This is a genomic window from Pseudomonas sp. zfem004 (genome assembly GCF_032621715.1).
GTDB lineage: Bacteria > Pseudomonadota > Gammaproteobacteria > Pseudomonadales > Pseudomonadaceae > Aquipseudomonas > Aquipseudomonas sichuanensis.
Genome location: NZ_JAVYJF010000017.1, coordinates 83,319 through 98,715, shown reverse-complemented (window position 1 = coordinate 98,715; position 15,397 = coordinate 83,319). Strand labels below are relative to the sequence as shown.

Genomic DNA, 15,397 nt, shown 5'->3' with positions numbered 1-15,397 from the left:
GTTTCAGAACTGCTCTGCCGCCATCCCATACAGGCTGGCGCTGCCGGCTCGAATGCTGGCTTCCAGGGCCAGGCCACGTGGCAACACGCGCTGGAAGTAGAACGCCGCGCAGTCGAGCTTGGCGCCATGGAAGGCCGGGTCCTGCGCCTGCCGGGCCTGCGCCACGTTGGCCATGCGCGCCCACATATAGGCATAGGCGGTCAACCCGAACAGGTGCAGGAACTCCACCGCCGAGGCGCTGACCAGGTTGGCGTCCGTGCGGGCCTGCGCCTGCAGCCACTGGCTGACGCGCTCCAGGCGTACCAACGCCTCCAGCAGCGCCTCGCGATGCAGCGCGGCGTCCACGCAAAAGGCGCGGATCTCGGCCACAAGGCCCGCCAGGGCCTGGCCGCCGTCGCCCAGCACCTTGCGCCCCAGCAGGTCGAGGGCCTGGATGCCGTTGGTGCCCTCATAGATTTGCGCGATGCGCACGTCGCGCACGCGCTGCTCCTGGCCCCATTCGCGGATGTAGCCGTGGCCGCCAAACACTTGTTGGCCCAGCACGCAGCTTTCCAGGCCGTTGTCGGTGAAGAATGCCTTGGCCACTGGCGTCAGCAGCGCCAACTGGCGCTGGGCACGTTCGCGCTCGCCAGCATCCTCGGCGTAGCGGGCGATGTCCAGCTGTTGCCCGACGTACACGGCGAAGGCGCGGCCGCCCTCGGTAAGGGTGCGCATGGTCAGCAGCATGCGCCGCACATCGCCGTGCACGATGATCGGGTCGGCGCTGCGCGTGGGGGCGTCGCTGCCGCTGGCTGCGCGGCTTTGCAGGCGCTCGTTGGCGTAGCGTGCGGCGGCCTGGTAAGACGCCTCGGCGCAACCGATGCCCTGCAGGCCTATGGACAGCCGCTCGTAGTTCATCATGGTGAACATCGCCGCCAGGCCTTTGTTCGCTTCGCCGACCAGGTAGCCCTCGGCCTGGTCGAAGTTCATCACGCAGGTGGCCGAGGCCTTGATGCCCATCTTGTGTTCGATCGACCCGCAGTGGGCGCCATTACGCACGCCCAGGCTGCCGTCGGCGGCGACCCGGTATTTCGGCACCAGGAACAACGAGATGCCCTTGGCGCCGGCCGGTGCGTCGGGCAGGCGCGCCAGCACCAGGTGGACAATGTTCTCGGTGAGGTCCTGTTCGCCACCGGTGATGAAGATCTTGCTGCCGCTCAGCTGATAGCTGCCATCGGCCTGGGGTTCGGCGCGGGTGCGGATCAGCCCCAGGTCGGTGCCGGCGTGGGGCTCGGTCAGGCACATGGTGCCGGCCCAGCGGCCTTGGTACAGCGCGGGCAGGTAAGTGGCCTTGAGCTGTTCGCTGGCGTGGGCGTCGATGGCCAGGCAACTGCCGGCGGTGAGCGCGGAATACAGGCTGAAGCTGCTGTCGGCGGCGTACAGCATCTCTTCGAACAGCACCCCGAGCATTTTCGGCATGCCCATGCCGCCGTGCTCGGGGTTACCGCCCAGGCCGACCCAGCCGCCCTCGCGGTAGGTGCGCCAGGCTTGCTGGAAACCGTCGGGGGTGCGCACTTCACCGTTGGCGAACTGAACGGCCTGTTCATCGCCGTTGCGGCTGAGCGGGGCGATCAGTTGGCCGGTGAGGCGGGCGGCTTCTTCGAGGATGGCGTCGGCAGTGTCGGCGTCGAGCCGCTCGGCCAGGGCGGGAAGGTGTGCCCACAGGGCAGGGCCTTGGAACACCTCGTGGAGGACGAAGCGCATGTCGCGCAGGGGGGCGGTGTAGTCGGTCATCTGAGTCTCATGAACTGGCAGGAAATCGGGGGGCTTTATCGCGGGGCAAGCCCGCTCCCACGTGTTGCCTACGTGGGAGCGGGCTTGCCCCGCGATGCTTTCAGAGCGCCCGGGCGCGGTCGCGCAGTACGTACTTCTGGATCTTGCCGGTACTGGTCTTGGGCAATTCGCCGAACACCACGGTCTTCGGTACCTTGAACCCGGCCAGGTGCTCGCGGCACCAGGCGATGAGTTCGTTTTCGCGGGTGCCGCCATGGCCAGTCTTGAGGGCGACGAAGGCGCAGGGCGTCTCGCCCCATTTTTCGTCGGGGCGCGCCACCACGGCGGCTTCGAGCACGGCCGGGTGGCGGTACAGGGCGTCCTCGACCTCGATGGTGGAGATGTTTTCGCCGCCGGAAATGATGATGTCCTTGAGCCGGTCCTTGATCTCGACGTAGCCATCGGCATGCCACACCGCCAGGTCGCCGGTGTGGAACCAGCCGCCGCGGAAGGCCTCGGCGGTGGCCTCGGGATTCTTCAGGTAACCCTTCATCACGGTGTTGCCGCGCATGAAGATCTCACCCAGGGTGTTGCCGTCGCGCGGTACCGGTTCGAGGGTTTGCGGGTCGGCGACCATCAGGCCGTCCAGGGTCGGGTAGCGCACGCCCTGGCGTGACTTGATCCGTGCCCGTTCATCCAAAGTCAGGGCGTCCCATTCCTCATGCCAGGCACACACGGTCACCGGGCCGTAGACCTCGGTCAGGCCGTAGGTGTGGGTGATGTGGATGCCCATTTGCTCCACCGCACCGATCACCTTGGCCGGCGGTGCGGCGCCGGCGACCATCGCCTGCACCGGGTGTTCGATGGCGGCCTTGGCGGCGTCGGGCATGTTGACCAGGGCGTTGAGCACGATCGGCGCGCCGCACAGGTGGCTGACCCGATGTTCGCGGATCAGCGTGAGGATCTTCTGCGGGTCGACCCGGCGCAGGAACACGTGGGTGCCGGCCAGCGCGGTGACGGTCCAGGGGTAGCACCAGCCGTTGCAATGGAACATCGGCAGGGTCCACAGGTACACCGGGCGGTGGCCCATGGCCCACGTCATCTGGTTGCCGATGGCGTTGAGGTAGGCGCCGCGGTGGTGATAGACCACGCCCTTGGGGTTGCCGGTGGTGCCGGAGGTGTAGTTGAGCGAGATCGCCTGCCATTCGTCCTCCGGCCACTCCCAGGCGAAGTCCGGGTCGCCCTCGGCGAGCAGGGCCTCGTAGTCCAGCTCGCTGACCGGCTGGCCCTCGCCGTATTCCGGGTCGTCCACGTCGATCACCAGCGGCGGGTGCTCCAGCAGGGCCAGGGCATCGCGGATCACTCCGTGGAACTCGCGGTCGCCGATCAGTACCTTTGCCTCGCCATGACGCAGCATGAAGGCAATGGCCTCGGCGTCCAGGCGCACGTTGAGGGTGTTGAGCACGGCGCCGATCATCGGTACGCCGAAGTGCGCCTCGAGCATGGCCGGGATGTTCGGCAGCATCACCGCCACCGTGTCGCCACGGCCGACGCCACGGCCCTGCAGGGCGCTGGCCAGGCGTCGGCAGCGGGCATAGGTTTCGCGCCAGTCACGGCGGACGGCACCATGGACCACGGCCGGGTACTGGCCATACACCGCGGCGGTGCGTTCGATGAAGCTCAGCGGGGTGAGGGCGACGTGGTTGACAGGTGCGGGCATCAGGCCCTGGGAGAAGATCGACATGCGCGGTTCCTGTAGGGGAGGCAGGCGCACTCCGTGCGCTAGACCCCCGGTGGCTGATTGTTAGCTCTGATCAGGGTGTGGGAGGGGCGTGCCTCCCTGTCGCTTTTTTACGCGAGCCGCTATGGTATCTGGAAGATCGACTATAGCAATATAGTAAAACTACTATAGAAAGAGCCTTTGCCCGTGAAGCCTGACTGCTCCCCCTTGCTTGCCCTGGACCCGCAACCGAGCCTTTTGCTGGCGGCCGATGCCAGCCCAGTGCAGCTCAACGCCGCCTTGCAGGCACTGATTACCGAAGGGCCGCCGCTGGACCGTTGGCTACCGGGCAACCATGCCGCGCTGGTGCGCGCCTGTCTGCGCCAGGGGCGGGCGATAAGCGAGGTCGAGGCTCAGGTGGGCGAGCGCATCCTGCTGTGGACCTTCATCCCCGATCACAGCGGCCAACAGGTGCTGGCCCGCTGCCGCGATGCCAGCGGCGAGCGCCAGGGTGAGCGTGAGGCCAGCCGGGCACGGCGGCTGTACCGGCTGATCACCGAGAACACCACCGACCTGATATCCCGGCACAGCCCGGACGGGCGCTTTCTCGATGCCACGCCTGCGGCCTTCCGCCTGCTCGGTGTATGGCCGGAGCAACTGCGCGGCAGCCCGGTGCGCAGCCTGCTGCCCCCGCGCGAGCGCCGCCAGGCGCTGCTGCAGGCCGGTGCGGCGCTGGAGGCGGATGGCTACCACACCATGACCTGCCGCGTGCGCCATGCCGATGGCCGTTACCGCTGGTTCGAGATCGCCTGCCGGGCGATCCGCGAAACCTATACCGGTGCAGTGGTAGAAATCGTCGCCGTGTCCCGCGACATCACCTTGCGCATCGAGGCCCAGGAAAACCTGGCCCACAGCGCTCGGGTGGCGACGCTGGGCGAGCTGGCTTCGGGCATTGCCCACGAGATCAACCAGCCGCTGGCCGCAGTGCTCAATTACAGCAATGCCAGCCTGCGCTACCTGCACAACCTGGACCACGACCCCCAAGCCCGCGAGCGGGTTGTCCAAGGCCTGCAACGTATCAGCCAGCAAGCCACTCACGCCGCCGAGGTGATCCGCCGCCTGCGCGCCTTCCTGCGCAAGGGCCCGCGCCAGCTGCAGGCGCTGGATATCGCCCAGGTTGCCGGGGAAGCGCTCAGGCTTTGCGCCTGGGAGGCGGCTGCGGCACAGGTGCGCATCGAGCAGCGACTGGGGCCGCAGCTGCCGACGGTGTACGCCGATCGGGTGTTGCTGGAGCAGGTACTGCTCAACCTGCTGCGCAATGCCATCGACGCCAACCGTGAACTGCACGCAGGCCAACCGTCGCGTATCCTGCTGGGCGCTTGGCGCCAGGACGACGGGCTGCTGGTGGAGGTGGCCGACCAGGGGCCTGGCGTGGCGCCTGAGCAGTTGGAGGCGATCTTTACGCCGTTCACTACCAGCAAGGCCGATGGCCTGGGCCTGGGGTTGAGCATGAGCCGCAGCATTGTCGAAGGCTTGGGTGGCAGCCTCTGGGCGCGGGTGGGTGAGGGCGGCGGGTTGGTGTTGTGCTGCCGGCTGGCGGTGAACCGGACATGAAGGAGGGGGCGGTGGTGCAAGCGAAGGTGTATGTGGTGGACGATGACCCGGGGATGCTCGATTCGACGGTGTGGTTGCTCGAGTCGGTGGGGTTGCAGGCCTTGCCGTTCACCAGCGGCCAGGCGTTTCTGGAGGCTTGCGACGGTAGTGGTCCGGCTTGTGTGTTGCTGGATGTGCGCATGCCGGGGATGGGCGGGCTGGCGGTGCAGCAGGCGTTGCAGCAGCGGGGTTTGGACATGCCGTTGATCTTTGTCAGCGGGCATGCTGATGTGCCGATCGTGGTGCGGGCGTTCAAGGCGGGGGCCTGTGATTTCATCGAGAAGCCGTATAACGATCAGTTGTTGCTGGACAGTGTGCAGGCGGCGCTTGGGCGTGCCCAGGGGGGGAATGGGGCGGTGCAGGAGGTGCAGGCGCGGATCGACAGTCTGACGCCGCGGGAGCGGGATGTGTTGATTCCGTTGGTGCAGGGGTTGGGGAATCGGGAGATTGCCGAGCGGTTGGGGGTCAGCGTCAAGACCATTGACCTTTATCGGGGGCGGGTGATGAAGCGGATGCAGGCGGGGAGTTTGGCGGAGTTGGTGGGGATGGCGATTGCTTGTGGGGTGGTGGGGGCGTTGGGGTTACGGGAGGTTTGAGTTGGTTTATCGTTAGTTTCAAGTTTCAAGTTTCAAGTTTCAAGTTTCAAGTTTCAAGTTTCAAGTTTCAAGTTTCAAGTTTGAGGTTTCAGTGTTGGTTGTTGGTTGTTGGTTTTGAGTTTTATATGCGCATTCATTTGTGATGTCGACGCGTAGTCACCTTTCCGCCCTTACGGCGGGTTACTTTGGTCTTGGCCAAAGTAACCAAAGCCGCTCGCTCCCATCATACGGCCCCTACGCTGCGCACTTGCTGCGCAAGTCTACATCTCGCGCCTTCGGCTACGCCGAAGGGTGCTGCGCACCTGGGCCCTCCAGACGCCTACGCTCAGCCTCCTGAAGTCGCGAAGTTAGGGGCGGCGCCTGGGCTGGCGTTAGCTGTCGCTAGTTGGATTAGTCAATCGCTGGCAAGCCAGCTCCCACAGAAGAGTGCGAAACTCACAGACTTGCGCTGTACCTGTGGGAGCCGGCTTGCCGGCGATAGGGCCCGAACAAACAATACATAAACAACAGCCAAACATAGATAACCGTATCACTGCTCTTGCTCTTGCTCTTGCTCTTGCTCTTGCTCTGCTTTTGATCTTGCTTCTAAGCGCGCGATAGTTCAGGCAACACAAATTGCGACTTCAGGAGGCCGAGTGGAGGTGACTGGAGGGCCCAGGTGCGCAGCACCCTTCGGCGTAGCCGAAGGCGCGAGATGTAGACTTGCGCAGCAAGTCGGAGGCCGCGCGGGCCCGGAAGGCACCGGAGCGAGGGGACCCCGGAGCGCAGCGCAGGGGCCGTATGAATGGAGCGAGCGGTTTTTGGTTACTTTTTTCCAAGAAAAAAAGTAACCCGCCGTAAGGGCGGAAAGGTGACTATGCGTCGTCACCGCCAACGAATGCGCATACATCTATCAAAACCCACACTCTGAAAGCCGAAGCCGAAGCCGAAGCCGAAGCCGAAGCCGAAGCCGAAGCCGAAGCCGAAGCCGAAGCCGAAGCCAAACCTATCTCCCACCCCACAATCCAAGTAAAGTGCCGCTCCCCGCCGCACCCGCTGAACACATGAAGGAACCCCAGCCATGACCCCCCCAGTAGACATCGCCGTAGTAGGCGCCACCGGCGCAGTCGGTGAAACCCTCGTGCAGATCCTCGAGGAACTGTCCTTCCCGGTGGCCACCCTGCACCTGCTGGCCAGCATGGAATCGGCGGGCAGCAGCGTCATGTTCGCCGGCAAAAAGCTCAAAGTCCGTGAAGTGGACAGCTTCGACTTCAAGCAAGTGAAACTGGTGTTCTTCGCCGCCAGCCCCGCGGTCAGCCGCAGCTTCGCACCCAAAGCACAGCAAGCCGGCTGCACCGTGATCGACCTGTCCGGCGTGCTGGACGGCGCCGTCGCGCTGGTGCCGGAAGCCAACCCCGAACGCATCGCCGAACTGCCGCAACCGGCCCTCGTCACCAGCCCCTGTGCAGGCGCGGTGGCACTGGCCGTGGCGCTGGCGCCCCTCAAAGGCTTGCTCGACATCGAGCGCGTTCAGGTCAACGCTTGCCTGGCCGTTTCGGCCCAGGGCAGGGAGGCGGTCAGCGAGCTGGCCCGGCAAACCGCCGAGCTGCTCAATGCGCGCCCGCTGGAACCGCGCTTCTTCGATCGCCAGGTGGCCTTCAACCTGTTGCCGCAGGTCGGCGCACCCGACGCGCAGGGCCACACCGCCGTCGAGCGGCGCCTGGTCAGCGAACTGCGCCAGTTGCTGGGCCTGCCTCAATTGAAGATTTCCGTGTCCTGCATTCAAGTCCCGGTGTTTTTCGGCGATAGCTTCAGTGTGGCGGTGCAGAGCGCTCGCCCGGTCGATCTGGGCGCTGTGAACGCCGCGCTCGAAGCGGCCGAGAGCATCGAACTGGTCGAACCAGGCGATTATCCGACGCCGGTAGGTGACGCAGTGGGCCAGGACGTGGTCTATGTTGGTCGTGTACGCCACGGGATAGATGAGGATGAACAGCTCAACCTCTGGCTGACCACCGACAATGTGCGCAAGGGCGCGGCACTCAACGCCGTGCAGGTGGCGCAATTGTTGATTAAACACATGGCGTAAAAGATACTGACCAGCAATTTTGTCCTGCACCACAACAGGGTTTTTGGGACGGTTCTTACAAGGGAAGAGTTCATGCTTCGAATTCGCAAACTGGTACTGGCCATCGCGGCAGCCTCGGCGCTGTCGTCCGGCGTGGCGAATGCCTTGGGGTTGGGGGAGCTGACCCTGAAGTCGGCACAGAACCAGCCACTGGATGCCGAGATCGAACTGCTCGACGTGCGCGACCTCACCGCAACCGAGATGGCGCCGAGCCTGGCGTCGCCGGAAGAGTTCGCCAAGGCCGGGGTGGCATACCCGACCTACCTCGAAGACCTGACCTTCACCCCCGTGATCAACCCCAATGGCCGCAGCGTGCTGCGCGTCACCTCCAGCAAGGCGTTGCCGGAGCCGGTGGTCAAGTTCCTGGTCCAGGTGATGTGGCCGCAGGGCCGTCTGCTGCGCGACTACAGTGTGCTGCTCGACCAGGCCAAGGCCCAGGGCAGCCAGCCGTCCCAGGCCAACATCAACCCAGCGCAAAGCGCCGGCAGCTACACCACCAAACGCCGTGACACGCTGTGGCAGATCGCTGCGCGCAATACCCAGGGCGGCTCGGTCCAGCAGACCATGCTGGCGATCCAGGCGTTGAACCCGGATGCGTTCATCGGCAACAACATCAACCAGCTCAAGACCGGGCAGGTGCTGCGCCTGCCCGATCAGCAGCAGGTGCAGAGCATTGCCCAGGGCGAAGCCAATCGTGAGGTGGCCGAGCAGTACGCCGCCTGGCGTGAAGGCCGACGCCTGGGGCCGCGCGCCCGCCAGTTGGACGCCACCCGTCGTGGCCAGGCAGGCGAGGCGCCGGCGCGTATCGCCCAGGGCGACAACCTGCGCCTGGTAGCCCCTGGCGGCAAGGGCGCCGCTGGCCAGGCCAAGGCCCTGAGCGACAAGCTAGCCGTGGCCCAGGAGAGCCTGGACACCAGCCGTCGCGACAACGACGAGCTCAAAAGCCGCATGGCCGATCTGCAGAGCCAACTGGACAAGCTGCAGCGGCTGATCGAACTGAAGAACGACCAGTTGGCACGCCTTGAAGCACAGGGCGCGACGCCGCAGGCACAGCCAGGCGAACCTGCCCCCGCGCAGCCAGCCCTCAATGCCCAGTTGGCGCCCGCCGAACCTGTGGTGGCGCCAGCACCTGCGGCGGTCGATACCGCGCCGCAAACCACACCGGCCACCAGCGAAGCACCTGCTGCCCAAGAGCCGGGCGCGCTCGATCAGCTGATGGGCAACCCGCTGCTGCTGGGGCTGATCGCCGGCTCGGCGTTCCTCGCCCTGTTGCTGTTGCTGCTGCTCCTGGCGCGCAAGCGCAAGGCCCAGCAGGAAGCTGAAAAACACCTGCGCATGGCGCGCGCCCTGTCTGAAGAAGGTGAGCGTGCCCCGGACCTGGACCTGCCGCCGGATAGTTTCGACGGCCTGGACGTCTCGGCGCCCAGCGTCACCCTGTCGCCTGCGGTGGTCGCCGCCTCGGCGGCTGCGGCAACGGCTGCCGAGATGCCGGCACCTGTGCCAGCGCCTGCGGCGCCCGCAGTGGACCCGCGCGCCGCGCTGTTCGCCGAAGTTGATGAGAGCCTGGCCCGTGGTCGCCTGAACCATGCCGCCGACCTGCTGGAAGCCGCCGTCGCTTCCGAGCCGCAGCGCAGTGACCTGCGCCTGAAACTGATGGAAGTGTATGCCCGTCAGGGTGACCAGGATGCCTTTGCTGGCCAGGAGCGCAAGCTGGCGCCCGGCGAGCAGAATCAGGCCGAAGTCGCCTCGCTCAAGGAGCGCTTCCCGGCCATGCTCGGCGTCGCGGCGGTGGCGGCCAGTGCCGCAGCCCTGGCTGCCGAGCTGGACGAGCAATACGTCCAGGACCTGTTGCAGGATCCGGCGCCGGCTGCCGTCGAAGCTGAGCCTGAGCCGGTAGTGGAGCCCGAGGCCGTTGCCGAGGTCTTCCCGGAGCCTGAGCCCGAACCGGCCCCGGTAGCCGAAGACGACCTGGACAGCGCCTTCGACTTGAGCCTGGGTGATGACCTGCCGGAAGAAGATCCGCTCGACCTGACTGCGCTGGAAGAGGCGGTGTCGGTTGCCGCGCAGCCACAGGCCGAAGCTGCGCCTGCCGTCAGCGAAACCGATGCCGACGATGATTTTGAAGCCCTGTTGGCCCAGGCTCAGGCCCCGGAGCAGCCGCAGGCCATCGATGACCTGGCCGATTTCGACCTGGATGTGGGTGAGCCAGAGGCCTTGGCCAGCAGCGAGGAGCCGGCGGTGGATGTGGCGGCCGAGTTGGCGGCCTTCGAGGCCATGCCCGAGTTCGATCCGATCTCCGAGCTGGAGCTGCCGGACGACTTCGATCTTTCGCTGTCGCTGGATGACGACTCGCCGGCGGCGCAGAAATTTGCTTCCGAACTGGACGACGTCAACGCCGAGCTCGACAAACTGTCGCAAAGCCTCGATGCGCCAGACGATGCGCCACGCTTCACCGCCGAAGACGCCGCCCAGGAGCCGGAACCGCTGGATGACCTGGACTTCGACTTCTTCTCCGGTACCGACGAAGTGGCCACCAAACTTGACCTGGCACGGGCCTACATCGACATGGGTGACCATGACGGCGCTCGCGACATCCTCGACGAAGTGGTCAAGGACGGCGATGACGGCCAGCGCCAGGAAGCCAACGAGATGCTCTCGCGCCTGGTTTGATCGCTGAATCTATCGCGGGGCAAGCCCGCTCCCACGAGGCAAAACAGGCCTTAGTGGGAGCGGGCTTGCCCCGCGATCGTTTCGGCCACCGTGCGGTTTACCGTTATACTGCCCGCCTTTCCGTTTCATCATCAGGTTTCACGTTCTTGGACATCATCGACACCTCTGCCGCCGAATCCGCAGCCGAAGGCTTCACCCGCATCGCCCTGGGCGTGGAATACAAAGGCTCGCGCTACCGCGGCTGGCAGCGCCAGGCCAGTGGTGTGCCGAGCGTCCAGCAAGCGCTCGAGCAGGCGCTGTCGAAGGTGGCCAACGAACCGATCAGTGTGATCTGCGCCGGGCGTACCGACGCCGGGGTGCATGGCTGCGGGCAGATCGTGCATTTCGATACCCAGGCCGTGCGCGACGAACGCGCCTGGACCCTGGGCACCAACTTCAACCTGCCCCACGACATCAGCGTGGTCTGGTCCAGGCCGATGCCTGCGGATTTCCATGCCCGCTTCAAAGCCAATGCGCGGCGCTACCGCTATGTCATCTACAACGACCCGATCCGTCCGGCCCACCTCGCCGAAGGAGTGACCTGGAACCATCGGCCGCTGGATGTCACGCGCATGGCCGAAGCCGCGCAGTATCTGCTCGGCACCCATGACTTCAGCGCTTTCCGCGCCAGTCAGTGCCAGGCCAAGTCACCGGTCAAGCACATCCATCACCTGCGCGTGACCCGCCATGGCCAGATGATCGTGATCGATGTGCGTGCCACCGCCTTCCTCCATCACATGGTGCGCAACATCGCCGGCGTGCTGATGGCCATCGGCACCGGCGAGCGCCCGGTGGAATGGGCCCGCGAGGTGCTCGAGGGGCGTGATCGCCGCGCCGCCGGGGTGACCGCACACCCTTACGGGCTGTACCTGGTGAAGGTGGAGTACCCGCCCGAGTACGAGCTGCCGCAGCGTTACATCGGCCCACACTTTCTCACCGGTTTCGAGGCGTTGCTGGACTGACGGGGCAAAGGTCATTTGCTACCATCGGCGCTTTCATCGATCACTCAAGGTTCGCTGTCCATGAGCAAGGTTCGCAGCAAGATCTGCGGGATTACCCGCATCGAGGACGCCCTCGCCGCTGTCGAGGCCGGCGCCGATGCCATCGGCCTGGTGTTCTATGAAAAAAGCCCGCGGGCCGTGGACGTGCGCGCGGCCCGGGCGATCATCGAGGCGTTGCCGCCCTTCGTGACGACCGTGGGCTTGTTCGTCAATGCCTCGCGCTGCGAGCTGAACGAGATCCTCGAAGTCGTTCAACTGGACCTGCTACAGTTCCACGGCGATGAAAGCCCGGCTGACTGCGAGGGTTACCATCGCCCCTGGATCAAAGCCCTGCGTGTACGCCCCGGCGATGACCTCGAGGCGGCCTGCAAGCACTACGCCGGCGCCCGCGGCATCCTGCTGGACGCTTATGTACCCGGCATCCCGGGGGGAACCGGCGAAGCGTTCGACTGGTCCTTGATACCGCAACACCTGAGCAAACCGATCATCCTGGCTGGCGGCCTGTCGGCCGACAATGTCGCCCAGGCCATTCGCCAGGTGCGCCCGTACGCGGTGGATGTCAGTGGTGGCGTGGAGCAGGCCAAGGGCATCAAGGATGCCGCGAAGATCGAGGCTTTCATGCAGGCGGTGCGCCAGGCGTGATGGCGGATGTGACGGCTGGCCGCGCGCCATCGTCCATAGGTTTCGCAGCCCGGTGCTGCCAGGCCGCGCCTGCAAGGCAGCGGCCCGGGCCATCGGCGTAATTATTGGAGGTGGGGCGGTACATGGCGCAGTCATGGCCGGCTCATCGTCGTTTCAAAGCAGAATTTGAGCTCAAGGGCAGGGTGGGCAGGCAACGCCTCCCGCCAGCCACTACTGGAGAAAGAAAGCATGAGCAACTGGTTGGTAGACAAACTGATCCCTTCGATCATGCGTTCCGAGGTGAAGAAGAGCTCGGTGCCCGAAGGGCTGTGGCACAAGTGCCCGTCCTGCGAGGCCGTGCTGTACCGTCCGGAGCTGGAAAAGACCCTCGATGTCTGCCCCAAGTGCAACCACCACATGCGCATCGGCGCACGTGCGCGCATCGACATCTTCCTCGACCAGGACGGCCGTGCCGAGCTGGGTGCCGACCTGGAGCCGGTCGACCGCCTGAAGTTCCGTGACGGCAAGAAGTACAAGGACCGCCTGACCGCTGCCCAGAAGCAGACCGGCGAGAAAGACGCACTGATCTCCATGAGCGGTACCCTGATGGGCATGCCGATCGTGGTCAGCGCCTTCGAATTCTCCTTCATGGGCGGTTCGATGGGTGCCATCGTCGGCGAGCGCTTCGTGCGCGCCGCCAACTACGCACTGGAGCACCGCTGTCCGATGGTGTGCTTCTCCGCCTCCGGTGGTGCGCGCATGCAGGAAGCGCTGATCTCGCTGATGCAGATGGCCAAGACCTCGGCGGTGCTGGCGCGCCTGCGTGAAGAAGGTATTCCGTTTATCTCGGTGCTGACCGACCCGGTCTACGGCGGTGTGTCCGCCAGCCTGGCGATGCTTGGCGACGTGATCGTCGGCGAGCCCAAGGCACTGATCGGCTTCGCCGGCCCGCGGGTCATCGAGCAGACCGTGCGCGAGAAACTGCCAGAAGGCTTCCAGCGCAGTGAGTTCCTGCTGGAGCACGGCGCCATCGACCTGATCATCTCCCGTGACGAGCTGCGTCCGCGCCTGGCGCGCCTGCTGGCCCAGATGACCGGCCAGGCAACTCCGGCAGAAGCCCGTGAGGCGGCTGCGGTAGCGTGATGAGCCAGCGCAATCTGGGCGAGTGGCTCGCCTACCTCGAACAGTTGCACCCTACGGCCATCGACATGGGCCTGGAGCGTTCCCAGCAGGTGCTCGCGCGCCTGCAGTTGGGCAAGCTGGCGCCTCGCGTGGTGACGGTCACCGGCACCAACGGCAAAGGCTCCACCTGTGCTTTCGTGGCCTCGCTGCTGCGCGCCCAGGGGCTCAAGGTCGGGGTCTACAGCTCGCCGCACCTGTTGCGTTACAACGAGCGCGTGCTCATCGATGGCATCGAAGCCAGCGATGAGCAACTGTGCGAAGCCTTTGTCGCCGTCGAGGCGGCGCGCGGCGATACCTCGCTGACCTATTTCGAGATGGGTACCCTGGCGGCGTTCTGGCTGTTCAGCCAGTCGCAACTGGATGCCGTGGTGCTCGAAGTAGGCCTGGGCGGCCGGCTGGATACGGTCAATGTGGTGGATGCCGATATTTCGCTGGTCACCAGCATCGGTGTCGATCATGTCGACTACCTGGGCGACACCCGCGAATTGGTGGCTTTCGAAAAGGCTGGGATCTTCCGCCAGGGCAAGCCGGCCCTGTGCGGTGACCTGGACCCGCCGCAACCCTTGCTGGACAAGGCGCGTGAGCTGGCTTGTCCGTTGTTCCTGCGCGGGCGCGATTTCGACCTGGCCAGTACCGAGACCCACTGGCACTGGCGTGGCAGCAAGGCCGACGGTACGCAGCTCGAGTTGCGCGACCTGCCGTTGCTTGACCTGCCCATGGAGAACGCAGCGTTGGCCCTGCAGGCTTTTGCGCTGATGGGCCTGCCGTGGGATGAGGCGCTGGTGCGGCAGGCGCTGCTGGACACCCGTATCACCGGACGGCTGGATCGGCGCTCGCTGGTATTCAAGGGCAAGCGCGTTGAGTTGCTGCTGGATGTGGGCCACAACCCGCATGCGGCCGAGTATCTGGCGCGCCGCCTGGCGGCCCGCCCGCCGAAAGGTCGGCGCCTGGCTGTTTTCGGTCTGTTGGCCGACAAGGATCTGCAGGGTGTGATCGAGCCTTTGCAGGGCCTGGTTGGGCATTGGGCGGTGGCGCCGCTGGATACGCCGCGCAGCCGCCCGGCCGAGGAGCTGGCCAAGGCCTTGACGAACCTCGGTGCGACAGTGAAGTCTCACCCCAGCGTCGATGCTGCTCTCGAAGGGCAGTGTGCCCAGGCGACGGCGGATGACCAGATCCTGCTGTTCGGTTCGTTTTTCTGCGTCGGCGAGGCCCTGGCCTGGCTTGAACGGCAGGCCCCAGAGGATGGAGTAGATGGCAGTGCTGGATAAAGGGATGAAACAGCGCATGGTCGGTGCGCTGGTGCTGGTGGCGCTGGCGGTGATCTTCCTGCCGATGCTGTTCACCCGCGAGGACGAGATGCGTCAGGTGCGCGTCGAAGCGCCCCAGGCGCCAGCCATGCCGAGCCTGCCTCAGGTGCAGGTCGAGCCGGTGCAGGTGCCCGAGCCGCAAGCATTGCCGGAGCAGGCTGATCCAGCGCCGGTGGTGATCGATGAATCGACGGCGCCAGTGACCACGCCAAGCCAGCCCATTGCGCCAGTGCCTCAGGCTCAGGTGGCTGTTGCTCCCAAGCCGCAGACGCCGGTGCCGACACCAAAGGTCGAAACCCGTCCAGCACCTGCGCCCGCGCCGGCAGCTGCCCCGGCAGTAACGGCGGCGGCGAGCAAACCGGCCGCGCCAGGCAAGATTGACGTCAACGGCCTGCCGGTGAGCTGGTCGATCCAGCTGGCCAGCCTGTCCAACCGCGCCGGTGCCGAAAAACTGCAGAACACCCTGCGTAGCCAGGGCTACAACGCCTACATCCGTTCGACCGGTGGCATGAACCGGGTGTATGTAGGGCCGTTGATCGAGCGCGCCGAGGCAGAGCGCGTGCGTGACGTGATCAATCGCCAGCAGAATCTCAAGGGGATTCTGGTGCGCTTCCAGCCGGAGCGCGGCTGAAACCATCGCGGGGCAAGTCGCAGCGGGAGCAACTGTCTGCTATTGCCTGTGCTGGCCCTATCGCTGGCAAGCCAGCTCCCTCAGGTATGGCATTAGTTCTGAAGGTCAGGTGATCCCTGTG

Annotated in this window: 11 protein-coding genes; 9 read left to right on the top strand and 2 right to left on the bottom strand. The window is 65.4% G+C overall.

What is annotated here, in order from left to right; genetic code table 11:
- Positions 1 to 3: 3 nt before the first annotated feature.
- On the bottom strand, positions 4 to 1,773 hold the full coding sequence (locus tag RTH46_RS18765) for an acyl-CoA dehydrogenase C-terminal domain-containing protein (protein WP_316906334.1): 1,770 nt from the start codon (positions 1,771 to 1,773) through the stop codon (positions 4 to 6).
- 100 nt (positions 1,774 to 1,873) lie between these two features.
- Positions 1,874 to 3,496 (bottom strand): acyl-CoA synthetase, encoded by a 1,623-nt coding sequence (locus tag RTH46_RS18760; protein ID WP_316906333.1) that lies wholly within the window; start codon positions 3,494 to 3,496, stop codon positions 1,874 to 1,876.
- Between the two features lie 183 nt (positions 3,497 to 3,679).
- Here RTH46_RS18760 and RTH46_RS18755 point away from each other — a divergent pair, with 183 nt between their 5' ends.
- From RTH46_RS18755 to RTH46_RS18715, 9 genes are all read left to right on the top strand, one after another.
- On the top strand, positions 3,680 to 5,086 hold the full coding sequence (locus RTH46_RS18755) for a sensor histidine kinase (RefSeq protein ID WP_153788648.1): 1,407 nt from the start codon (positions 3,680 to 3,682) through the stop codon (positions 5,084 to 5,086).
- A gap of 11 nt (positions 5,087 to 5,097) precedes the next feature.
- Positions 5,098 to 5,721 (top strand): response regulator transcription factor, encoded by a 624-nt coding sequence (locus RTH46_RS18750; protein ID WP_279914667.1) that lies wholly within the window; start codon positions 5,098 to 5,100, stop codon positions 5,719 to 5,721.
- 1,060 nt (positions 5,722 to 6,781) lie between these two features.
- The gene (locus RTH46_RS18745; RefSeq protein ID WP_316906332.1) at positions 6,782 to 7,786 is read left to right on the top strand and encodes an aspartate-semialdehyde dehydrogenase; all 1,005 of its coding nucleotides are present in this window, start codon (positions 6,782 to 6,784) and stop codon (positions 7,784 to 7,786) included.
- A 72-nt stretch (positions 7,787 to 7,858) separates the two neighbouring features.
- The gene (locus tag RTH46_RS18740) at positions 7,859 to 10,495 is read left to right on the top strand and encodes a FimV/HubP family polar landmark protein (RefSeq protein WP_316906331.1); all 2,637 of its coding nucleotides are present in this window, start codon (positions 7,859 to 7,861) and stop codon (positions 10,493 to 10,495) included.
- A 146-nt stretch (positions 10,496 to 10,641) separates the two neighbouring features.
- Positions 10,642 to 11,496 (top strand): tRNA pseudouridine(38-40) synthase TruA, encoded by an 855-nt coding sequence (gene truA / locus RTH46_RS18735; protein WP_316906330.1) that lies wholly within the window; start codon positions 10,642 to 10,644, stop codon positions 11,494 to 11,496.
- Positions 11,497 to 11,556: 60 nt separating this feature from the next.
- Complete coding sequence (locus tag RTH46_RS18730; RefSeq protein WP_316906329.1) at positions 11,557 to 12,177, top strand: phosphoribosylanthranilate isomerase; 621 nt, start codon at positions 11,557 to 11,559, stop codon at positions 12,175 to 12,177.
- Positions 12,178 to 12,405: 228 nt separating this feature from the next.
- Complete coding sequence (gene accD, locus RTH46_RS18725) at positions 12,406 to 13,299, top strand: acetyl-CoA carboxylase, carboxyltransferase subunit beta (protein WP_153789274.1); 894 nt, start codon at positions 12,406 to 12,408, stop codon at positions 13,297 to 13,299.
- The gene (gene folC / locus RTH46_RS18720) at positions 13,299 to 14,606 is read left to right on the top strand and encodes a bifunctional tetrahydrofolate synthase/dihydrofolate synthase (protein ID WP_153789273.1); all 1,308 of its coding nucleotides are present in this window, start codon (positions 13,299 to 13,301) and stop codon (positions 14,604 to 14,606) included. Before accD ends, folC begins: the two co-directional genes overlap by 1 nt.
- Complete coding sequence (locus RTH46_RS18715; protein WP_153789272.1) at positions 14,590 to 15,276, top strand: SPOR domain-containing protein; 687 nt, start codon at positions 14,590 to 14,592, stop codon at positions 15,274 to 15,276. Before folC ends, RTH46_RS18715 begins: the two co-directional genes overlap by 17 nt.
- The last annotated feature ends 121 nt before the right edge of the window (positions 15,277 to 15,397 follow it).

What these genes read in the sequence shown, in the direction of transcription:
- RTH46_RS18760 (WP_316906333.1), bottom strand. Translation starts at nt 3,496, where the DNA reads ATGTCGATCTTCTCCCAGGGCCTGATGCCCGCACCTGTCAACCACGTC.
- accD (WP_153789274.1), top strand. Translation starts at nt 12,406, where the DNA reads ATGAGCAACTGGTTGGTAGACAAACTGATCCCTTCGATCATGCGTTCC.
- RTH46_RS18730 (WP_316906329.1), top strand. Translation starts at nt 11,557, where the DNA reads ATGAGCAAGGTTCGCAGCAAGATCTGCGGGATTACCCGCATCGAGGAC.
- RTH46_RS18745 (WP_316906332.1), top strand. Translation starts at nt 6,782, where the DNA reads ATGACCCCCCCAGTAGACATCGCCGTAGTAGGCGCCACCGGCGCAGTC.
- RTH46_RS18740 (WP_316906331.1), top strand. Translation starts at nt 7,859, where the DNA reads ATGCTTCGAATTCGCAAACTGGTACTGGCCATCGCGGCAGCCTCGGCG.
- folC (WP_153789273.1), top strand. Translation starts at nt 13,299, where the DNA reads ATGAGCCAGCGCAATCTGGGCGAGTGGCTCGCCTACCTCGAACAGTTG.
- RTH46_RS18765 (WP_316906334.1), bottom strand. Translation starts at nt 1,773, where the DNA reads ATGACCGACTACACCGCCCCCCTGCGCGACATGCGCTTCGTCCTCCAC.
- RTH46_RS18715 (WP_153789272.1), top strand. Translation starts at nt 14,590, where the DNA reads ATGGCAGTGCTGGATAAAGGGATGAAACAGCGCATGGTCGGTGCGCTG.